This is a genomic window from Steroidobacteraceae bacterium, from assembly GCA_041395505.1.
Lineage (GTDB): Bacteria > Pseudomonadota > Gammaproteobacteria > Steroidobacterales > Steroidobacteraceae > JAWLAG01.
This window is the reverse complement of sequence record JAWLAG010000002.1, coordinates 770,075-790,909: the sequence shown is the minus strand read 5'-3', so window position 1 is coordinate 790,909 and position 20,835 is coordinate 770,075. Positions and strand designations below refer to the sequence as shown.

Annotated in this window: 20 protein-coding genes; 11 read left to right on the top strand and 9 right to left on the bottom strand. The window is 65.0% G+C overall.

The window, feature by feature from the left end:
* Positions 1 to 98: 98 nt before the first annotated feature.
* The 4 genes from R3E77_16250 to R3E77_16235 form a co-directional block, all read right to left on the bottom strand.
* Positions 99 to 2,693: an acyl-CoA dehydrogenase gene (locus tag R3E77_16250; protein MEZ5500968.1), complete on the bottom strand. Its 2,595-nt coding sequence runs from the start codon at positions 2,691 to 2,693 to the stop codon at positions 99 to 101.
* A 68-nt stretch (positions 2,694 to 2,761) separates the two neighbouring features.
* Positions 2,762 to 3,745 (bottom strand): malate dehydrogenase, encoded by a 984-nt coding sequence (locus tag R3E77_16245; GenBank protein MEZ5500967.1) that lies wholly within the window; start codon positions 3,743 to 3,745, stop codon positions 2,762 to 2,764.
* 31 nt (positions 3,746 to 3,776) lie between these two features.
* Positions 3,777 to 4,616 carry a hypothetical protein gene (locus R3E77_16240; protein MEZ5500966.1) on the bottom strand — a complete coding sequence of 280 codons (840 nt, stop codon included), beginning with the start codon at positions 4,614 to 4,616 and terminating at the stop codon, positions 3,777 to 3,779.
* The gene (locus R3E77_16235) at positions 4,613 to 5,200 is read right to left on the bottom strand and encodes an RNA polymerase sigma factor (GenBank protein ID MEZ5500965.1); all 588 of its coding nucleotides are present in this window, start codon (positions 5,198 to 5,200) and stop codon (positions 4,613 to 4,615) included. The genes R3E77_16240 and R3E77_16235 overlap by 4 nt, the downstream gene beginning before the upstream one ends.
* A gap of 269 nt (positions 5,201 to 5,469) precedes the next feature.
* On the opposite strand from R3E77_16235, the gene R3E77_16230 reads away from it, so the two are divergent.
* From R3E77_16230 to R3E77_16215, 4 genes are read left to right on the top strand one after another with little or no spacing between them, the layout of a single operon-like run.
* On the top strand, positions 5,470 to 5,661 hold the full coding sequence (locus tag R3E77_16230; GenBank protein ID MEZ5500964.1) for a hypothetical protein: 192 nt from the start codon (positions 5,470 to 5,472) through the stop codon (positions 5,659 to 5,661).
* 33 nt (positions 5,662 to 5,694) lie between these two features.
* Positions 5,695 to 6,135, top strand: a complete 441-nt coding sequence (locus R3E77_16225) for a GntR family transcriptional regulator (protein MEZ5500963.1) — start codon at positions 5,695 to 5,697, stop codon at positions 6,133 to 6,135.
* Positions 6,119 to 6,997 carry an ABC transporter ATP-binding protein gene (locus R3E77_16220; GenBank protein ID MEZ5500962.1) on the top strand — a complete coding sequence of 293 codons (879 nt, stop codon included), beginning with the start codon at positions 6,119 to 6,121 and terminating at the stop codon, positions 6,995 to 6,997. Before R3E77_16225 ends, R3E77_16220 begins: the two co-directional genes overlap by 17 nt.
* On the top strand, positions 6,994 to 7,941 hold the full coding sequence (locus R3E77_16215) for a hypothetical protein (protein MEZ5500961.1): 948 nt from the start codon (positions 6,994 to 6,996) through the stop codon (positions 7,939 to 7,941). The genes R3E77_16220 and R3E77_16215 overlap by 4 nt, the downstream gene beginning before the upstream one ends.
* A 21-nt stretch (positions 7,942 to 7,962) precedes the next feature.
* Here the strand turns inward: R3E77_16215 and purT are convergent, their stop codons facing one another.
* Positions 7,963 to 9,159 carry a formate-dependent phosphoribosylglycinamide formyltransferase gene (purT, locus tag R3E77_16210; protein MEZ5500960.1) on the bottom strand — a complete coding sequence of 399 codons (1,197 nt, stop codon included), beginning with the start codon at positions 9,157 to 9,159 and terminating at the stop codon, positions 7,963 to 7,965.
* Between the two features lie 59 nt (positions 9,160 to 9,218).
* Between purT and R3E77_16205 the strand changes: the two genes are divergently transcribed.
* Genes R3E77_16205 through R3E77_16185 form a run of 5 tightly spaced genes read left to right on the top strand, consistent with a single transcriptional unit; the run spans position 9,219 to position 12,938 of the window.
* Positions 9,219 to 9,461 carry a CDGSH iron-sulfur domain-containing protein gene (locus R3E77_16205; GenBank protein ID MEZ5500959.1) on the top strand — a complete coding sequence of 81 codons (243 nt, stop codon included), beginning with the start codon at positions 9,219 to 9,221 and terminating at the stop codon, positions 9,459 to 9,461.
* A 34-nt stretch (positions 9,462 to 9,495) separates the two neighbouring features.
* Entirely contained in the window at positions 9,496 to 10,605 is a 1,110-nt protein-coding gene (locus tag R3E77_16200; protein ID MEZ5500958.1) for an ABC transporter permease, read from the top strand.
* On the top strand, positions 10,605 to 11,375 hold the full coding sequence (locus R3E77_16195; GenBank protein MEZ5500957.1) for an ATP-binding cassette domain-containing protein: 771 nt from the start codon (positions 10,605 to 10,607) through the stop codon (positions 11,373 to 11,375). Before R3E77_16200 ends, R3E77_16195 begins: the two co-directional genes overlap by 1 nt.
* The gene (locus R3E77_16190) at positions 11,365 to 12,300 is read left to right on the top strand and encodes an MlaD family protein (GenBank protein ID MEZ5500956.1); all 936 of its coding nucleotides are present in this window, start codon (positions 11,365 to 11,367) and stop codon (positions 12,298 to 12,300) included. The genes R3E77_16195 and R3E77_16190 overlap by 11 nt, the downstream gene beginning before the upstream one ends.
* Entirely contained in the window at positions 12,297 to 12,938 is a 642-nt protein-coding gene (locus R3E77_16185; GenBank protein MEZ5500955.1) for an ABC-type transport auxiliary lipoprotein family protein, read from the top strand. The genes R3E77_16190 and R3E77_16185 overlap by 4 nt, the downstream gene beginning before the upstream one ends.
* Here R3E77_16185 and R3E77_16180 read toward each other — a convergent pair.
* Positions 12,899 to 14,389 carry a phospholipase D-like domain-containing protein gene (locus R3E77_16180; GenBank protein MEZ5500954.1) on the bottom strand — a complete coding sequence of 497 codons (1,491 nt, stop codon included), beginning with the start codon at positions 14,387 to 14,389 and terminating at the stop codon, positions 12,899 to 12,901. The genes R3E77_16185 and R3E77_16180 overlap by 40 nt on opposite strands.
* A 266-nt stretch (positions 14,390 to 14,655) precedes the next feature.
* On the opposite strand from R3E77_16180, the gene R3E77_16175 reads away from it, so the two are divergent.
* The gene (locus tag R3E77_16175; GenBank protein MEZ5500953.1) at positions 14,656 to 15,450 is read left to right on the top strand and encodes a hypothetical protein; all 795 of its coding nucleotides are present in this window, start codon (positions 14,656 to 14,658) and stop codon (positions 15,448 to 15,450) included.
* 43 nt (positions 15,451 to 15,493) lie between these two features.
* Here the strand turns inward: R3E77_16175 and R3E77_16170 are convergent, their stop codons facing one another.
* Positions 15,494 to 17,992: an EAL domain-containing protein gene (locus tag R3E77_16170; GenBank protein ID MEZ5500952.1), complete on the bottom strand. Its 2,499-nt coding sequence runs from the start codon at positions 17,990 to 17,992 to the stop codon at positions 15,494 to 15,496.
* A 181-nt stretch (positions 17,993 to 18,173) separates the two neighbouring features.
* Between R3E77_16170 and R3E77_16165 the strand changes: the two genes are divergently transcribed.
* Entirely contained in the window at positions 18,174 to 18,923 is a 750-nt protein-coding gene (locus tag R3E77_16165; GenBank protein MEZ5500951.1) for a M15 family metallopeptidase, read from the top strand.
* Here the strand turns inward: R3E77_16165 and R3E77_16160 are convergent.
* Both R3E77_16160 and xth read right to left on the bottom strand, forming a co-directional pair.
* Entirely contained in the window at positions 18,898 to 19,848 is a 951-nt protein-coding gene (locus R3E77_16160) for a hypothetical protein (GenBank protein MEZ5500950.1), read from the bottom strand. The genes R3E77_16165 and R3E77_16160 overlap by 26 nt on opposite strands.
* A 199-nt stretch (positions 19,849 to 20,047) precedes the next feature.
* The gene (xth, locus tag R3E77_16155; protein MEZ5500949.1) at positions 20,048 to 20,821 is read right to left on the bottom strand and encodes an exodeoxyribonuclease III; all 774 of its coding nucleotides are present in this window, start codon (positions 20,819 to 20,821) and stop codon (positions 20,048 to 20,050) included.
* Positions 20,822 to 20,835: the final 14 nt, after the last annotated feature.

Sequence of the window (20,835 nt, the reverse complement as noted above, 5' to 3'; positions counted from 1 at the left end):
ACTTCGCGTTGCCCGCATTGGTGGCAATAGGGGCCCTGCAGCAAAGTGCCGCAGTTTGCGCAGTTGGCGGCCAAGTCGTCGCTCGCGTCAGTGGACGATCAGGCGACCTGCACCAGCGCCGACGCATCGGCGTCGGCCCGGGTACCTATCTCGGCCGGGTCGAAGTCATCGACGTGCACGATTTCCATGACCTTGCGGTCGTAGTCACGAAGCATGGCGGCTTCCGTTTCGGAGATGATCCCGGCCGCCAGTGCCTGGGCGATCTGTCCCGGCAGGTCGAGTGCGCTCACCCGCCCGGTCTTCACGCCATCGACGCGAATACGCTTCTCGACGGGTTCGGCAAGCTGCGACAGTTCGAGCAGCTCCGCAAGGAGCCCGAGCGGGTTGCCCGGATGGACGGTACGGTAGACGTACTGGCAGAGGCGGTCGCGCGTGGCGCCGCTCGCCATGACCGCTTCGGCGAGCTGCCGGCCAAGGCGGTCGTTGGGCGCGTAGTAAGTGAGGCCGCGCGGGAAGATCAGGGCGCGCATGATCCCGGCGATGAATGAGTTCGGGAAATTGCGGAGGAAGCCATGCATCTGCTCCTGTGCCTTGTAAAGAAGATCGCGACAGGCCCACTCGACCAGAGGCAGGTCCTCGGCAGGGCGACCCTGGTTCTCGTAATGCTTGAGCACCATGGAGGCGAGATACATCGAGGAGAGCACATCGCCGAGACGCGCGGAGAGGTTTTCTTTCTTCTTCAGGTAACCGCCGAGCGTGAGCATCGCCACGTCGACGGCAAAAGCGAAAGAGGCGGAGAATCGGACGATGTGCTGGTAGTAGCGTCGCACCGGACCTTCGACCGGCACGCTGGTGAAGCGCGCGGTGGTGAGCGCCATGATGAGCGAGCGCACGGCATTGGATATGGTGAAGCCGATGTGACCAAACAGCGCCCGGTCGAAGTCATCGACCCCTTGCCTGCGATCGGGATTGCGCGCCGATGTCATCTCTTTCAGCACGAAGGGATGGCAACGTATGGCGCCCTGGCCGAAGATGATCAGGCTGCGCGTGAGAATGTTGGCCCCTTCGACCGTGATCGCGACCGGCGTCACCTGATAGCCACGTGCGAGATAGTTGCGCGGCCCGAGGCAGATGCCCTTGCCGCCATGGATGTCCATGGCATCGTTGGCAACCGTCCGGCTCATCTCCGTGGCGTGATACTTGAGCATCGCGGAGGGCACCGACGGCTTCTCGCCGCTGTCGATGGCACCGGCTGTCACCGAGCGTGCGGCGTCCATGGTGTAGGTGAGACCGACCATGCGCGCGAGGATGGCTTCAACGCCTTCGAACTTGCCAACCGGCATGTTGAACTGCCGGCGGATGCGCCCATAGGCGCCGGTTGCGAAGACCGCCGCTTTCGCACCGCCGGTCGAATTCGATGGCAGCGAAATGCAACGGCCCACCGAGAGCTGCTCGACCAGCATGCGCCAGCCCTGGCCGGCCATCTTCGGCCCGCCGATGATGAAATCGAGCGGCACGAACACGTCCTTGCCCTGGATCGGTCCATTCTGGAACGGTACGTTGAGCGGAAAGTGGCGCCGGCCGATGCTGATGCCGGCCGTACCGCGCGGGATCAACGCGCAGGTGATGCCGATGTCCTGCTTCTCGCCGAGCAGCTTGTCAGGGTCGAACATGCGAAACGCGAGACCGATGACGGTCGCGATCGGCGCCAATGTAATGTAGCGCTTGGAGAAATTGAGCTTGAGGCCGATGATTTCCTTGCCCTGCCAGTTGCCGCGGCAGACGATGCCGGTGTCGGGCAGGGAGGCCGCGTCGGAGCCCGCGCGCGGTCCGGTCAATGCGAAGCAGGGAACCTCTTCACCGCGCGCGAGACGCGGCAGGTAATAGCTTTTCTGCTCGTCGGTGCCGTAATGCAACAGCAGCTCCGCCGGCCCGAGCGAATTCGGGACCGCAGTCGTCGAGGACAGGAGCGATGAACGGCTGGTGAGTTTGACCAGCACGCAGGAGTGCGCGTAGGCGGAGAAGCCAAGTCCCCCGTAAGCCTTCGGGATGATCATGGCGAAAAAGCCACGCGACTTGAGGAATTGCCATACCTCGGGCGACAGATCGCCGCGCCGGTGCGTGAAATCGAATTCGTCCGTCATCCGGCAGAGTTCTTCGCAGGGTCCGTCGAGGAAAGCCTGTTCCTCGGCGGTGAGCACGGGCGTTTTGGCGGCGAGCAATTGCTTCCAGTCGGGCTTGCCGGTGAACAGCTGGCCGTCCCACCACACCGTGCCGGCCTCGAGCGCTTCGCGCTCGGTCTGCGACATGGTCGGCAGCATCTTCAGGTAGGCCTTCATGAATGGCCGCGTGATCAGCGCCTTGCGCAACGGCCGGAGGTTGAACAGCCACAGCAGGGCGAGTGCAAGCCAGAGTGTTCCCTTCCAGACGTTTCCCCAGAATCCGGCCGCTTCGCCGTAGACCGTATAGAGCCCGAGCATCGCCGTGAACACCAGCGTGAAGGACAGCAGGCTCCAGCGTTTGTAGGCGAGCCAGAGGACGGCCGCGACCAGCGCAAGCGAAATGACGCCGCCGGCCTGCGTCACCGCATAGGCAATTGCCGCGAGTATGCCAATAGTGATGATTGCACCCAGCATGTTGATGCCTCGCAATACCTGTGGTTGACGGGCGGTCCGATCGTTATCGGCCGCCACCCAAGGGCACTATAGCCCGCAGCGCTCGCCGGCGGCCAGCCGTGCGGCCGCCTGAGGCAATGCCAGGCTCAGTTGGGGAGCAGTTCCTTCACCCCGTCGCGCTCTTCGCGCAGTTCCTTGTCGGTGGCATCCAGGCGATGGCGGCTGAACTCGTCGATGGCAAGGCCCGGCACGATCTGGTAGTCGCCGTTCTTGCAGATGACCGGATAGGAATAGACGACACCCTCGCGGATGCCATAGCTGCCGTCGGCCGGCACCGCCATGCTGAGATACTCGCCGGCGGGCGAGCCGCGCACCCAGTCGCGCACATGGTCGATGGCGGCGGATGCGGCCGAGGCCGCTGAGGACGCGCCGCGCGCCTTGATGATGGCCGCGCCGCGCTGCTGAACGGTCGGAATGAATTCCGACTCGATCCACTTCTGGTCCACCAGGCTCCGCGCGGGCTTGCCGCCCACCAGGCAATGGCTGAGGTCGGGATACTGTGTCGACGAGTGGTTGCCCCAGATGATCATCCGCGAGATGTCGTTGATGTGCTTGCCGGTCTTCTCGGCCAGCTGGCTCAACGCCCGATTGTGATCGAGCCGTGTCATGGCAGTGAAATTGCGTCGCGGCAGGTCCGGCGCGTTGCTCGCGGCGATCAGCGCATTGGTATTGGCCGGATTGCCGACCACCAGCACGCGCACTTTGCGGCTCGCGACATCGTTGAGCGCCTTGCCCTGGGCGGAGAAGATCTGCGCATTGGCGAGCAGCAGGTCCTTGCGCTCCATGCCGGGGCCGCGCGGCCTCGCGCCGACCAGCATCGCGACGTCGCAGTCCTTGAAACCCACGCGCGCATCATCCGTGGCCACGACGCGGTTGAGCGTCGGGAAAGCGCAGTCGTTCAGCTCCATCACGACGCCCGCGAGCGCCTGCAGGGCCGGCGTGATCTCGAGCAAATGCAGGTTGATGGGCTGGTCCTGGCCCAGCATCTGGCCAGAGGCGACGCGAAAAGCGAGCGCATAGCCGATTTGTCCTGCCGCTCCCGTGATGGCGACGTTGACGGGTGATTTCATGCCGCAAAGCTCCGCGCAAAGGGCGAGGATTCTAGGGCAAATCCGCCGCGCGTTGGGGATAGCTTTCGCGGAAGAGGCGCGCCTCCTCGGCGGCGGCCGCCAGCTCGCCCGCATCCAGCAGTTCGCGGATGCGCGCGAGCCAGCGCTCGGGGTCTTGCCGATAGTTGGGCGCAGCTGCGGCCGATTTTGATGTATCGGGCGATGCAGCCGCGCCGCTCGCCACCTCGCTGGCGGCTGCCGTTTGCTCGCGGCGCGCCGCGCTGACAGCCGCGGCCTCGCTTCGCGGCGCGGCATCCCGATCCTCGCGGGCCTTGTCTTCCAGCGTTGCGGCCAGGCCGTCCAGCGCCGGTGCGGCATTCGCACCGGGTGGTGGTGGAGCGGCCGGTCGCTCGGCAGTCCGCGCGGCAGGTTGGGGCATTGCGCGTGGTGCCGGCGTCGTGCGCGCGATCGCGGCGGGCTCGCGCGGCTGCGGCACTTTCGAGGCGATCGGCGGTTCGGCTTCGTCCGTTTTGGCCTGAGCCTGACCGGCCGCCGGCTGGTCGCTGTCTGCGATTGTCGCGGCCACCTCCGGCGCCGCGACAGGCGCCTCGCCCGGCAGGACCGGCCGCGGCTCGAGGTTCCACATGATGCCGAAGGCGAGTACCAGCGTGGCGGCCAATGCGACCGGCATGGTCCAGCGCGAGCCGGTGATGTAGCGCGGCGCATTGTCTTCGGCTTCGGCGCGGATGCTTTGGCGTGCATGACGCAGGATCGCGGCATCGAGTTGCGGCGGCGGCTCGAGCGTGTGTTCCGTGAGATCGGTTTCCTGCTCGAGCAAGCGCTTGCCGCTACGCAAATAGGCGTCGAAATCCCGATCGTCGAGCCCGCTCATTCGGGTTGCTCCACTAGATAGAGCGGCGCCTTGCCGGCACCGGATGCCAATGCTTTCTTGAGTTTGGCCACGGCGTAGCGCAGCCGGCTCTTGGCGGTTTCGGCGGCGACGCCCATGACGCCGCCAATATCGTCGAGTGACAGCCCCGCCTCTTCGTACAACAGGAACGTGTCGCGTTGTTCGGCCGGCAAGGACTCCAGCGCGCGAAGGTAGCGACGTCGCATGACAGCGGCCTCCACACGCTGCGCGGGATCGCTGCCCTCATCGGCAGCGATGCGCTCCTCGAGGCCGGGCTCCGCGCCGACTTCGGGGCGCGCCTTGCGGCGGCGGTAGTGATCGATGAAACAGTTATGCGCAAGGTGAAACAGGTAGGTGCGAAAGCGGGCGGTTGGCTGGTAGCGCTCCCGGCTGCTGATGACGCGCGACCAGGTCTCCTGGAACAAATCATCGGTCACGGCGGCGTCGCGGGACTGGCGCAGCAGGTAGCGATAAAGCGCCGTGCGATGACGTGCATAGAGCGTATCGAAAGCACCGGGCTCGCCAGCCGAGTAGCGTTGCATCAGTTCCTCGTCCGAGCCCTCCATGCCGGCCAATCTACCGGCGTGACGCTGCCGCGTCGCCCGCTTTCTTGTGGGTGGAGGCACCCCCAGGCGTCCTGGTTCCTGCAGGTCCATGCCCCTCTAACGCGGGGTGCAACAGCCTGGGGCTAACTAAATATTTCATATTTTCAATGAGTTACAAATTTATCGAGCTGGCCCCCTTGCGTCTGATTGAGTGTTGTAGTTATATATAACACCACAGCAGCAGCACACTCACGGTGAGAGTGCCGCAGACAGACACCAAGGAGATCATCATGAACACCAAGACCATCAATTTCGGCGAAGTCGTCCTCAGCTTTCTGGCCGCCGTCATCATCACGTTTGCCTCGGGCATCAGCTTCGTCAATGCGACGGCCGTTTCCCACTGGGCCGCAGCGGGCGATGACGCCGTGGTCGTAGTCTCGAGCGAATCCAAGGCGGGCGACAGCGCGGTCCGCGCTGGCTGAGAGGGTGCTCTGCTACTCTAGCAGGCTAGGCTAGTGCAACAGACAACGCGACAGACCCTGATGGATCCGAAGTGGGATGACGGCCAACCGATTTATCGCCAACTGCGCGACCGCGTGGTGGCGATGATCCTGGAAGGCGTGCTGGCCGAGGGCGACCCTCTGCCCTCGGTGCGCAGCGTTGCCGCCGAGTTTCGGCTCAATCCACTCACGGTACTGAAGGGCTACCAGCAGCTGGTCGACGAACAACTCGTCGAAAAGCGCCGCGGCCGCGGCATGTTCGTGAGCCCCGGCGCACGCAAGGCGCTGATGAAGGATGAGAAAATGCGTTTTCTGGAGGACGAGTGGCCCAAAGTGCATGCCACCATCCTCCGCCTTGGGCTCGATCTCGGCGAACTGATGGCGCGCGAACCCGCGCAGCCGAACGCCGCACCCTGGGTCAAAACAACGGACAGCGACAATGACAGCTCTGATTGACGCAAAAGGGCTCTGCAAGTCCTACGGCGATACCCGGGCGCTCGACAACGTCAGCTTCAGCGTCGAGCCCGGACGCATCGTGGGAATGGTCGGGCCCAATGGCGCCGGCAAGACCACAGCGCTCAAAGCAATACTCGGTCTCACACCATTCACGGGCGAGTTGAACGTACTCGGCCGCGACCCGCGCCAGGCACGCGATGAACTGATGCGGGATATCTGTTTCATCGCCGATGTCGCCGTGCTGCCCCGGTGGATACGTGTGTCGCAGACGCTCGATTTCGTGGCCGGCGTGCATCCGCGTTTCAACCGCGCCCGTGCCGAGGAGTTCCTTGCACGCACCGACATCAAGCCCGACCGTCGCGTGCGCCAATTGTCCAAGGGCATGGTGACGCAGCTGCACCTCGCGCTCATTCTCGCAATCGATGCGCGGCTGCTGGTGCTCGACGAACCGACGCTCGGGCTCGATCTGCTCTACCGGCGCGCGTTCTACGACACCCTGCTCAACGACTATTTCGACAGGGAACGCACCATCATCCTGACGACACACCAGATCGAGGAGATCGAAAACATCCTGACGGACATCGTCTTCATCCGTCATGGCAAGGTGATCGTCGATTGCGCCGTCGAGGACATCGGCTCGCGCTTCGTGCAGGTGACGACCACGAGCGAGCGGGCTGCCGAATTGCGGCCGTTACGCCCGATACACGAGCGCGAAGTCTTCGGGCGTCTGGCGATGATTTTCGATGGCGTGCCGGCCGAGCAGCTGCGCGCCTTCGGCGAGCTGCGCACGCCATCGGTGGCCGACCTCTTCGTAGCGACCATGCAGGCCGATGCCGGCGCAGCGGGAGCAAAGAACGCATGAAAGCCATGATCATGCTCGTGCGACGCGAGTTCTGGGAGCATCGCGCATTGTGGATTGCGCCGCTGATCACCGCGATGGTGCTATTGCTCGGCGCGACGATTTCGCCGGGTAGCGGCGTTCAGGTCCGTATCAATGCGGGCGATGTGCAAATCAACGACAGCAAGGTCGATGCCGACTCGGCCATGCAATGGCTGTCGGCAATGACGCCGGAACGGCAGCAGAAGATCACGGTGGCCGTCATCGGCGGGCTATTCGTGGCACAGCTCCTCGTGATGCTGGTGCTGCTGGTTTTCTACCTGGCCGACGCGCTCTATGGTGAGCGCAAGGACCGCAGCATCCTGTTCTGGCGTTCGTTGCCGGTGTCCGATACGGCAACCGTTGCATCCAAGCTTGCGACGGCGTTGATCGCCGTGCCTGTCCTGGTGCTGTGCTACTCGCTCCTGACGGGGGCGATCGCCGTACCAATACTCGAGTGGAAGTTCAGCGACACGCCGTTCGAACCGTTGCTCAACTGGCAGTTCGGGTTGTGGCTGAAGACGAGCGCCCTGATCGCACTCGACATGCTGGTCGCCATACTGTGGTATGCGCCCCTGGCAGCGTTCCTGTTGCTGGTGTCGGCCTGGGCCAAGCGCAACGTGTTCGTCTGGGTATTCGTCCCGGTGCTGGTGCTGATCGTCGCGGAGAAATGGACCTTCGATACGGACCACGTTGCCGATTTTCTCGGGCACCGTTTCACGGGCTTTCTCACCGCCCTCGGCGCCAGCCAGAAAGTCGCGGTCAGCGGCGGGTCCGCTGACAAGGCTGTCGGGACGGTCATCGACAGCATGGACCGATTCGATGCCAGTGGGCTGCTCGGCAGCGCCGAATTGTGGCTCGGTGTGGCTATCGCGGCGGCGCTCGCGTTCCTGACCGTGCGCGTGCGCCGCTACCGCGACGATACCTGAGCCGCGGCAGCGCGGCCGCGCTCAGCGTCGAGCGATGTGCGCTCCCGCGCTCACCGCCGTCGCGACGTGCCGGGCGCGTTGCAATGCCTGCTCGAGATCCTCGCCGCGGGCAAGCGCCACGCCCATGCGCCGTTTGCCGTTGATTTCCGGTTTGCCGAAAAGCCGCAGCGATGTATCGGCTTCGCCGAGCACCGACTCCAGGCCATGGAAGCGGATGTCGTTGCCGGCGCCCTCGAGGACGATCGCAACCGACGCCGACGGACCGTGCAGGCAGATATTCGGGACCGATAGCCCAAGGATGGCGCGCAGGTGCAGGGCGAATTCGCTCAGGTCCTGCGAAATCAGCGTCACCATGCCGGTGTCGTGCGGCCGCGGCGAGACCTCGCTGAAGTAAACCTCGTCGCCCCGGACGAAAAGCTCGACCCCGAAGATGCCGTGGCCGCCCAGGTTGGCGGTGATCGCGCCGGCGATCTGCTGCGAGCGCTCGAGGGCCGCGGCGCTCATCGGCTGCGGTTGCCAGGACTCGCGGTAGTCGCCATCGATCTGCAGGTGACCGATCGGCGCGCAGAAGCTGGTGCCGCCCGCATGGCGCACGGTCAGCAGGGTGATCTCGTAGTCGAAGCGGATGAAGCCCTCGACGATCACGCGTCCGGCGCCCGCCCGGCCACCGGACTGGGCGTAACGCCAGGCCGGCTCGATCTCGGTGTCGTTGCGCACCAGGCTCTGTCCCTTGCCCGAACTCGACATGACTGGTTTGACGACGCAGGGCAGGCCGATCTCAGCGACGGCAGCGCGATATTCCTCTTCGGTCGAGGCGAACCGATACGGCGACGTGGGTAGCGCGAGTTCCTCGGCAGCGAGACGGCGGATGCCTTCGCGGTCCATGGTCAGGCGCGCGGCGCGCGCCGTCGGGATGACGCGAAATCCGTCGGCCTCGAGCTCGAGCAGCTTCGGCGTCGCGATGGCTTCGATTTCAGGCACGATCAAATCGGGCCGGTAGCGTCGCACCAGCGCATCGAGCGCCGCAGCATCGAGCATGTTGACCACTTCCGCGTGGTGCGCGACCTGCATCGCGGGGGCATTGGCGTAGCGATCCACCGCGATCACTTCGACGCCGAGGCGCTGTGCCTCGATAACGACCTCCTTGCCGAGCTCGCCTGATCCCAGCAGCATGAGCCGGGTTGCGCCGCTGCCGAGCGGCGTGCCGATATCCGTCATGGTCAATCCTGCTTACAATCTGCAGGAAGTTTGACACAAAGCGAAGGAGCGAGCGCCACATGGCCGAAGCCGTAGTAGCCGATACCAAGCCGATTGCCGTCGAGGTCGAAGCGGGCAAGACCTACTGGTGGTGCCGCTGCGGAAAATCCGCGAATCAGCCTTTCTGCGATGGTGCGCACAAGGGCAGCGAATTCGCTCCGCTGAAGTACCAGGCGGAGAGTTCGCAGCAGCTATGGTTCTGCTGCTGCAAGCAGACCCACAACGCGCCGCTGTGCGACGGCAGCCACAAACGCCTGGGCTGACCAGCGCACCCGCGCGGTTACCCTGCGGCGCGCCATGACGCTCATCCGCCGCCAGGAGGCCGAGGGCAGCTACCGCCTGTGCGGCGAGTGGACGCTCGCAAAGTCGCGACAGATCACGGCCGAGCTCGACGCGCTCGGTGGCGCTTCGGCGCAGCACCTGAGTTTCGACACCGGAGAACTCGTAGCACTCGACGTTTCGGCTGCCTGGCTGCTGCAGCGCTTCGTCTTGGCGGTCGAGGCGCGCGGCGGTGCGGTGCGCTTTTTGCCGCAGGAGCCCGAACCGTTGCGCCTTGTGCGCACGAGCGCTGCGAGCGAAAGCGGCCGCGCTGCCGCCGCGGCGGGCGAAACACGGCCCGCGCTCGAGCGGCTGGGCCTTGCTGCCGTACGGCGCTGGCGCGACAGCATCGCCGGGCTCGCCTTCATCGGGCTGCTTGCAAGTCGCGCCGGCTCTATCCTGCGCAGGCCGCGACGCAGCCGTCCCGTATCCATCGCACGCCATATCTACGACACCGGCATCACTGCCATACCGATCGTCGCGCTGATCGCCTTCCTGATCAGCGTGATCGTCGCCTACATGGGCGCGCAGCAGCTGCGCAAATTCGGTGCCGACATCTTCGTGGTGGACCTGGTGACCGTGGGCGTGTTGCGCGAAATGGGCGTATTGCTCACCGCAATCATCGTTGCGGGCCGCTCGGGCAGTTCGTTCGCCGCCGAACTCGGCGCGATGCAACTGAACGAGGAGGTCGATGCGCTCGATGCCACAGGTGTCGACCCGGCCGAGGTGCTGATCATGCCGCGCATCGTCGGACTCGTCATCGCCCTGCCGCTCTTGACCATCATAGCCGACTGCGTTGGCCTTGCCGGCGGCGCCATACTGTGCCGTGCCCTGCTCGACATGCCCTTCGTGCAATATGCGTCGCGGATGATCGAGGCGATTGCACCAACCACCTTCTGGGTCGGCATGATCAAGGCGCCGGTATTCGCAATGTTGATCGCGGCTTCCGGCACGTTTCGCGGCCTGCAGGTGCGCGGCTCGTCGCGCGAGCTCGGCCGCCTGACCACGGTCGCGGTCGTACAGTCGATCTTCCTGGTCATACTCGCCGATGCCCTGTTCGCGGTGCTGTTCATGGAGCTCGATATCTGATGGCGTTGCTGGTCGAAGTCGAGGGTGTATGCAATCGCTTCGGGCCGCAGGTCGTGCACGATGGGCTCGACATGCAGGTCGACGAAGGCGAGATCTTCGGCATCGTCGGCGGATCGGGCTCGGGAAAGTCCGTGCTGCTTCGCACCATCCTTGGCCTGCACAAACCCGATGCCGGCCGCGTGCGCATCGGCGGTCGCGATCTTGCTGCGCTCGATGATGGCGAGCTGCGCCGGGTGAAGGCTGGCTACGGCGTGACGTTCCAGCAAGGCGCGCTCTACAGCTCGCTCAATGTGTTGCAGAACGTGCAGTTGCCGATGCTCGAGCATCTTGACCTCGATGCAGCCGTGCTCGACGGGCTCGCGCGGCTCAAATTACGCCTGGTCGGCCTGCCACCTGATGCCGCGCAGAAGTATCCGGCGCAATTGTCGGGCGGCATGATCAAACGCGCGGCCCTCGCGCGCGCACTGGCGCTCGACCCGCGATTGCTGTTCCTCGATGAACCAACCTCCGGTCTCGATCCGATCAGCGCGGCCGACTTCGACGAGCTGGTGCTCGAGCTGCAGCAGCAGCTCGGCCTGACCGTGGTGATGATCACGCACGATCTCGACACGATCTTCAGAGTGTGTAACCGTGTCGGAGTGATCGTGGATCGGAAAATGCAAAGCGGAACGCTCGCGGAAATCGTTGCGAATCCCCACCCGTGGATCCAGGCTTATTTCCACGGCCTGCGCGGCCGTCGCCACGCCGCGGAGGAAGCGTATGGAGCGTGAGGCCAATTACGCGGCGGTCGGCGCATTCGTGCTGCTGGTCATCGTCATGGGCGGGCTGTTCGTCTACTGGTATTCGGATGCCAGTGACAAGCGTGAATTCACGCGCTATGAAATCTATTTCGACTCGAGTGTCAGCGGCCTCACCAAGGGCAGCACCGTGCGCTACCTCGGTGTCGACGTCGGTCGCGTGGTCGACATCCGCATCGACAAGCGATCCGCAACGCGCGTGCAGATTGTGGCGGATGTCGATTCCACCGCGCCCGTATCCGACCAGACGGTCGCCGAATTGTCGCTCCAGGGTGTCACGGGACTGCTGTACATCGACCTGGTGCGCTCGCGCGACTCGAGCACGCTGACCGCCGCAGTGCCGAGCGAAAGGTATCCGGTGATCCCCTCGGTGCGCTCGAATTTCGACGAATTCGTGCGTAGCCTGCCGGATGTCATGGCGCGGGCGGGCGATGTTGCCTCGCGATTGAATGCCGTCCTGAGCGACGCCAACATCGCGGCCATCACCCGGACCGTGAATTCGATCGAAACAGCGGCGACGGGGCTGCCGGAGGTGGTGCGTGAATCGCGTGCCTTGCTCGGTGAGCTGCGCCAGACCGCGCGCGAGGTCGGCGCGGTCGCGAGTCAGGCACGGGCGGTCACAGACACCGCTGGGCCCGATTTCAAGCGCACCATCGCACGCGTGCGCGAGGTGGCCGATAACCTCGCCAATACCACGGCGCGGCTCGATGCCGTACTCGCAGCCAACCAGGATGATCTGCAGGCCTTCTCGGCGCGCACCTTGCCCGAGTTCGAGCGCCTGTTGCGCGACAGTCGCCTCGCGATGCAGGAATTCGACCGGCTCTCGCGCAGCCTCAAGGACAATCCGTCGCAGATCATTTACCAGCCGCAACCCAAAGGCATGGAGATCGCCCGATGAGACTTTGCTCGCTACTGCTGGTTGCGGCGCTCGGCGCCTGCAGCAGCGGTTTCGTCAGTCGCGATACGCAACCCACGGTCTATGTCCTGCGCGTAGCGGGCACAGCCGGTCCGGCGACAAGCGAGGGCCCGACGATCGCGGTTGCGCGGCCGTCGGTCGCGCCCGGACTCGCCAGCGAACGCATCGTGCTTCTCGGACCCGATCACCGCCTCGATGTGTTTGCGGCAAGCGAATGGGCGGCTGAAACGCCCGACATGATCGGTGCCCTGGTGCGCCAGCAATTGCTCGACAGCGGCGGCTTCAGGGCGGTGGTGGAGGAGCAGGATCCGTTCGCGGCCGAACTGCTGCTCTCGCTCAGGGTGACGGAATTCTGGGCCGATTATTCGCAGGCGACGCCGCCCGTCGTGCGGGTTCGGTTCGACTGTCTGCTGGGGAGCGAGCGGCAGCGGCAATTGCTCGGGACATTCACCGTAACTGCCGAGGTCCAGGCAGCGGCGAATCGCATGGCGGCCGTGGTGACGGCATTCGAGCAGGCAACGCAACAGGCGTTGCGCGAGGTGAATCGCGAAGTCATCGCGCGCGGCGAGGCGGCTTCGGCTCAGAACGAGGACAGTCCGGTCGCCTCCATCACGCGATAAGCGATATAGGAGCTCTGCCTGGCATCGGCGTACACCGGATACTCCGCGCTGTATTCCACGCCGACCGGTGCGCGGTTCTGCCACAGCAGCTCGAAATAATCGCCAACCATCTGCGCAAATCCCGAACCCGCGGGCGCACGCACGCTGAGATTCGCCTCGAGATTGAAATCACCGATGTTGCGCCGCGTGAAATTCGCCGAGCCGGCGCTTACCCAGACAGTCTCGCCGCTCTGCACCAGCAGCAGCTTGCTGTGGAATTGCTCGCCGTGGGTGCGATACCAGCGCACCCGTATGGCGCCGTTGCTGGCGCTGACCAGTTCCGCGGCGACGGGCCGGTTCGGCCGGCCGGACTTGACGCGACCGAAAGCATCCTTGTTTGGATCGAGCAGCAACCGGATGACGACGCCGCGCTCGGCCGCCTCGAGCAGTGCATCGATGATCGGTCGATACGACAGGTAGAACATCGCAATGTCGATGCGATCGCCGGCGCGCGTCGCCGCGATGCGTTCGCGCGCAAAATCCGCAATCGCACCCTCCGTGTGCACCGCGACATCGAGTGTCGCGCCGGGTTGCGGCGCGATGGGCGGCAGCTCGCGCAGGATCGGTTCGAGCCAGTCACCGCGCCAATGCGAGAAGCGTGCTATCGCAAGCTCGCTCGCAAGCAGGGGCTGCAACGCTCCGCCGCTCAGCTCGATGGCAACATTCGAGTGCGCCGAGCTCGCATCGTGGGCATTGGCCGAGCCGACGATGCCGACGATGCCGGCCCCACCGTCGTCGGCCAGCAGGACCTTGCGGTGATCGGCCTTGAGATTGGCAAGCCGCGCCCAGCTGCCGAACCCGACGCCATCCGGTCCGGATTCGAACGGATTGGGCAACCAGCCCGGCTCCCTGGCGGGCTTGAGCCACCAGGACAGCAGCAACCGCCAGGCGCCTGAGTACCAGGGATTGGAATCGCGCAGCCGATCGAGGTCACAGCGCACGACGTCGATTCCGGCGTCCTGCAGCAGGGCGAGGTCGGGGGACGGGTCACCGCCGTAGACGTCGTTGATGGGATCGACGATCAGCAGTACCCGCAGTTGCGGTGTCCGCGCGCGCGCCGCCAGCAGGGCATCGCGCAGCTCGCGCGACAGAGGGCGCAGTGGTGCGCGCTCCGTACTCATGCGGCCGCTGTGGTCGTTGAACAGGAACATGTCGATGACGATGTAGCGTCGCGCACGCGCGATCACGGCGAACCATTCGTCGAAAATTTCCTGGCGGATGATCGGCTGGCCGTAGGCGTCGGCGCCGGTCACGTCGGCAAGGAAGCGCAATTGATCGGCTGGAACGCTCTGCCAGGCGCCATCCGTGTGCAATCCGGCGGGCAGCGGCTTGTGCAGATGCCACAGCGTTGTACCGGCCCACACACAGCCGATGAGCAGGGCGATCAGACGTCGTCGGCTCAGCCAGCGCATGCAGAGCCCGAGACCGGGTGGTTTGTATAGGTCTTGTACAGATTCGGCCTATTCAAATACTTGACAACACCTTGCGCCAGCGGGAAAATCTGGTTGGTCAGACGTCTCCCGCAGACGGTTGACCCCCCAACGGGGGCGGGCTGCGCAAGTGGCTCGCCCTTTTTTCTTCGCAGCTTCCCACTGCCGATCTTCGCCTAACCCGGGGCGCTTGGGTACGCCGTTTTACATCCACGCGAACGCAACCAATCCGCGACGTGGAGACTTTCATGCCCAGATACACCTCCGTGCCTTTGCTGTTGCTAGCGCTTGCCGGCGCCAGCTTGCCGTTGCAGGCGCACGAACCTGTAGCCCCCGAGCTGCGCATGGCGCCCGTCGAGGTCTCGGTCGAATCCCTGGCCGGCGAGCCGTTGCAGGCGATTGCACTGCAGCCGGCGGCAGCCGGGCAGCAGCGTGCCTACCTGCTCGCCCTTCCCGGGCAGCGCTATCGCATTCGTCTGCACAACCGAAGCGGCGCACGCGTTGCGGCGGTCATCGCCGTCGATGGCCGCAATATCATCAATGGTGCGCGCTCGGACCTGTCGGTCGAGGAGCCCAAGTATGTGCTCGACCCTTATGTGGAACAGGAGTATTCCGGGTGGCGCAGTAGCCTAGAGACCGTGCAGGCGTTTTATTTCACGCGCTGGCCGCAGTCCTATGCCGCCGCCTTCGGCGATGATTCTGCTCCTGGCGTGATTGCCATTGCGATCTTCGAAGAGGAGCACCCGCCCGCGATCGCCCCGGAGCCCGAGGTGGCGCAACCTGCGGCGCCTGCAAGCGAGAGCGCTGCGCGGCGCGCCGACAAGGCCGCTAGCGCCGGCACCGGCTGGGGTGAGTCGCGGCGCGAACCGGCGCGCCGAGTCCATTTTGTCGCTGCGGCAATGCCGAGCCAGAGAATCTTCCTGAAATACGAATGGCGTGAAACGCTCTGCCGTCGCGGCCTGCTCGATTGCATCGATGATGCCGTGCCGAACAGATTCTGGCCGCCGCCGGCCTTCGGGTTTGCGCCGCCGCCGCCGCGCTAGTCATGCGTCGACTGCGGCCCACGCCCGTCGCGGGCGGTCCCGGTCAGGCCAGCCGCGACGTCGAGCTCTCGGGTGTCGCCGTATCGTCGCGAACGAGGTTTGCGAAAGGCAGTTCACCGCGCGCCTGCGACGCGAGCAATGCGAGCAGTTGTTCGGCCTCGCATGGCTCGCCGAACAGCCGGCCCTGGCCAAACTGGCAGCGATTGCTGCGCAGGAAGGCGAGATGCGCGCGTGTTTCGACACCCTCCGCAACCACCTGCATGCCGAGGCTGCGGCCCATGTCGATGATGGTGCGGACGATCGTGGCATCGCCGCTGTTCTCATTGACCTCGCGCACGAAGGAGCGGTCGATCTTGAGCGTGCCGATCGGGAATTGCTGCAGCGCCGACAAGGACGAGTAGCCCGTGCCAAAATCGTCGATCGACAGATGCAGGCCCATGGCGTAGAGCTCATCGAGCAGACGCACCGTGCGCTTGCCGTCCGCCATGAGTGTCGTCTCTGTAATCTCGAGCTCGAATGCCGTCGGCGCGACACCGTGGCGGCGAAATACCGATCTGCAGCGCAGGATGAAGCTCGCCTGGCGGAGCTGCTTCAGCGACAGGTTGAGCGAGATACGGCCCGGATCGCCAACCTCCGCATGCAGTTCACGGTAGTCGCGACACACCCGGTCCAGCACCCACTCGCCGATGTCGAGGATCAGGTTGGTTTCCTCGGCGAGGGGAATGAACTGCGCCGGCGGAATATCGCCATGGCCAGGCAGGCGCCAGCGCAGCAGCGCTTCGGCGCCGACGATGCGCCCGTCACGCAGATCGACCTTGGGCTGGTATTGCAGGACCAGTTCATCGCGCTCGAGCGCGCGGCGCAGCTTGCTCTTCAGCATGAGCCGCTCGACCGCGGCGGCGTTCATGTCGGCGGAGTAGAACGCGAACGTATTGCCGCCGTTTTCCTTGGAGTGGTACATCGCCGCATCGGCATTGCGGATGAGGTCGATGACGTTTTCGGCATCGCGCGGGCAGAACGCAACGCCTATGCTCGCCGTGAGGAACACCTCGTGCTGGTTGAGGTGATAGGGCTTGCCGATTTCGTCGAGCAGCGAGCGCGCCAGATGCGCGAGCGGACCGCGATTGTCGGCATCGAGGGGGAGGTTCTCGACGAATACCCCGAACTCATCGCCGGCGAGGCGTCCGGCGACCGCTTCCTTCGGCAGGCAGCGCGTGAGCCGCTCGCTCAGGATCTCGAGCGAACGATCGCCCGAGGCGTGTCCGAAAGTGTCGTTGACCTCCTTGAAGCGATCGAGGTCCACGTAGAGCATCGCCAATGCATTGCCCGTGCGCAGGCTGCGCGCGATGGCTTGCTGCAGCAGGTGCTGGAATTGCATGCGGTTAGGCACGCGCGTCAGCGAGTCGTAGCGGGCCAGGTAGCGGATGCGCCGTTCGGCGCGCTTGCGGTCCGTTACGTTGCGCGCAACGAACACCGTGCCCTGCAGCTGCGGATCGTCGCTGCTGATGCACGAGCCGCTGATGGTGACCGGGATGGTCTGGCCCTGCCGCGTGCGCAGCACGGTCTCGAGCGGTTCGTTGTAGGTGGCCTCGGCGCTGAAGGTGGCGCGGGCCGTCTCGTCGATGATCGACGTGAGCATGCGGTTCAGCAGCTCTTCCTCGGCGTAGCCGGTTAGCTTGCAGGCAGCGCGATTGGCGATCTTGATGTTGCCCTCGGGCGAGGCGACGAAAACCGCATCGCTCATGCCGCTCAGGACGTCGATCAGGTAGTGCCGGCCGATGGTGCCCTGGCGCAGCTGCTGGCGGCTGCGCTCGAGCGCGCTCTGCAACGGCGCGAGCTCCGTGCCCTGCTCGATGCGCACCGGCCGCGTGTAGTCGCCCTGGCCGAGGCGCTCGGCCTGGCGCGTGAGATCGGCAACCGAGGCCCTGGCGCGGCGCAGCGCCAGCCATGCCATGGTGAGCGCGGCGGCGAGCGAGAGCGCGCCGAGAGCGCCGGCGGCCGCAAGTGCGATGGCGAGGCGCTTGTTGCCAAGTGCCCGTGCCTTGTTGCGAAGATCGGTGACGATGTGACGCGCCGCGCCGACCTGCAAAACGACGCGAGCCTCGCCGATGGTCTGCGGCAATATGGCGCCCGACACATCGCGCTGGCGCACGCGGACCGGCTCGGAAGCCTCCTGCAGCGGACCCGAGCCTTCGCCCGGCCGGCCCCAGCGAAACAGCTCGCTGCCACGCGTATCCGTGATGACGATGGCGGCGAGATAGTCATCGGCCTTGAGCGGCTCGAGCGCGAGGCGGACGCTGTCCGGATCGCCAATGTCGACACCGGGGGCCGCGAGATCGGCGGCGTGGCGCGCAAGCGCGCGGGCCCGGCGCCGCGCCTCGAGCGCCACCTCCCGCGTGAGGTCGTCGGTGACCAGGTAGGCGTAGCGGTTTGCCTCGGTGCCGACGAAGTAGCCGGCAAGAGCCAGCGCGCCGATCGTTGCGAGCAGGGCGGAAACGCAGGCTGCGGCGATGTATCGGGACTTGAAGCTCGAGAAATTCATGTTTGTTATCTTCGTCAACCTGCGCGCGCCGGCACGATCGGGCGGCGCCTTGATGCAGCTCCGCACAGGATGGCGTGGCCCCATCTTATGCCTGCCGGCGAGCACTGGCCACCGCGAAAATACGCCGGCTGGGGCACAATCGGATGGATTATGTCTTTTTTACGCGACAATACGTGACGCCATGCGCACTAACCCCGGCGATGAGAACAGGATGGCGATTGAACCCTTGAGCGAACTCGAGTTGACCGGCCGCGCGTCGAGCCACGTGCTGCACTGCGACGATCTCGGTTGCCCTGTGCATCGCGCCGCCATCGAGCCGTTGCGGCGCATGCGCATCGCGGCCGAGAAGGCTGGCATTGCGCTTCGGGTCGTGTCCGGATTTCGGGATTTCGAGCGCCAACGGCAGATCTGGAACCAGAAGTTTCGGGGCGAACGTCCGGTCATGGACAGCGAGGGACGGGAGGTCGACGTCCTTCCTCTGGACAGCGCGAGTCGCGTCGCACTGATCATGGTCTGGTCGGCGCTGCCCGGCGCGAGCCGTCACCATTTTGGCAGCGAAGTGGATCTGGTCGACGGCAACGCGCTCGCGGCCGGTCACAAGCTGCAGCTGATCCCCGCGGAGTATGCCGGCGCCGGTCCGTTCGCAGCGCTGTCAGGTTGGCTCGACGAGCATGCCGCACGCTTCGGTTTTTATCGACCCTACGAGAACTTTCGCGGCGGCGTACGGCCCGAACCCTGGCATCTGAGCTACGCGCCGGTGGCGGTGCCCTCGCAGCAGCGGCTCGACAGCCGCCTGTTGCGCGAGACGATCGAGGCCGCCCAGATCGACGGCAAGGAGGCGATACTTGCCGAGCTCGAGACGCTGCACGCCCGTTACTGCGCCAACGTCGACCCGGCGCCCGGGGTCAGTCTCCGGCCCAGGCTCGCTTGAGATAGCCGAGCATCAGGCTGCGCATGCTCGTGGTTGGATCCGGAACCGCGGCAAACACCGGCGGATTGCGCCGCAGCATTTTCCAGCTCTCGGAACGCAGTATCTGCGTGAGATAGCTGAGGTTTCGCTCCAGCGATTCCATGTAGGGATTGCGGCCATCGAACAGCGCTTCGACATGGCGGTAGGCGCTGCGAAATTCTCCGTCGAGACGCTTGCGACGCACGTCGGTGATGAATCCCGGCGTCTGGCGCAGAAGGTCCAGGCCCGAGGCGTAACGTACCTGGCGGCCATTGACGGACGTCTGCAAGGCAATTCCGCCGAGCACGAATTCGAGATAGAGCCGGTCGCGGCATTTTTCGAGATAGCAGCGATCCGACATCTGGGCGATGTAATCGGCAGTACCCAGCAGCTCGCCGAGTTGCCGGTCGAGCGGATCGGCCAGCGGAATATCCCGCAGGGGAATCTCATAGCCGGTGTAGTGAACGAGCAGGCTCGCGCGTTGGGCGAGTTGGGCGCAACCGATGCGCGGCAGATAGTCGCTGAGGAAAGTCGCGCCGCGCGAGACGTGTCGCGCAGTGAGCTCCGCGCCATTCTCGAGGGGGCCATCGGTTGCCTGCCTGAGGTAGCCCACGTCGTGGAAGAGCGCGGTCAGGATGCCAAGCTCGGCGCGCTCAGCGCCGAGGCGGTCCGGCGGATTCGCGGTGAGTTCATAGCCGCACATCAGCCGCGCCATGGCAAGCGTGATATCGAGCGTGTGCTGGGTATCGTGGTATGCCGTGTCGACGCCGTTGTAGCCTGGCATGCGGCCGGCGAAATAGTCCGCAAAATCGGCAAAGGCGTCGGGGAGCTTGCTGAACTGCTCGCCAGGCCATGCCCGGGCGAACAGGCGCTGGATGGCCGCAAGCACCGCGTGAGGCGAACTCACCTGCACGGTGTTGGTGACGTCATAATCGCTGCGACGATAGCTGCGGTTTGCGGTGTCGTTGTTCAGATGGACTGCCTTGCCGTGATTGGTATTGGAATTTCAGCAATGGCGATACTGCGGGCCAGTGTACGGTGAGCCGCGCCGGCGAACCGCGGGTTGGCGCACAGTTCCATGCACGCCATGGTCCATTCGTCGCACCCTATATGTCAAAGGTGGCCAGAACCGGTGTGTGGTCCGAAGGGCGCTCGTAGCGGCGCGGTTCCTTGTCGATCTGGCAGGACTGGCAGCGCTCGGCCAGCGCCCGGCTCGCGAGTATGAGGTCGATGCGCAAACCGTGGTTGCGGCGAAATGCCGCGGCCCGGTAATCCCACCAGCTATAGCTCGCCGCCGCCTGGTCGAAATTGCGAAACACATCCACGAGCCCGAGTGCCAGCAGCCGCTGCAGCGCATTGCGCTCTGCGTCACTCACGAGGACGCTGCCGCGCCAGCTGTCCGGATCGTGTACGTCGCGATCCTCCGGTGCGATGTTGAAATCGCCCATCACCAGCAGGTGCTCGTGTTGCTCGCGTTCGCGTTGCAGCCACCCGTGCAGCGCGTCGAGCCAGCGAAGCTTGTACTGGTATTTTTCCGAATCGATCGACTGGCCGTTCGGTACATAGAGATTGATGACACGCAGTCTCGCGAAGGTTGCCGCCAGCACCCGGCGCGACGGGTCGTCGAACCCGGGAATGTCGACCAGCACATCGCGCGCCGGTTCGCGACTCAACAGCGCGACCCCGTTGTATGCGCGCTGACCGCTCGCGGCAATCGACCAGCCGTGGCGGGTCAGCTCCTCGCGCGGGAAATCTTCGTCGCGGGTCTTGGTCTCCTGCAGGGCGAGGACATCGACCTGCCGTTCGGTGAGCCATTCGAGCAGCTGCGGCAGGCGCAGGCGCAGCGAATTCACGTTCCAGGTGACCGCGGTGACTGGCATATCGGCTAGCCCAC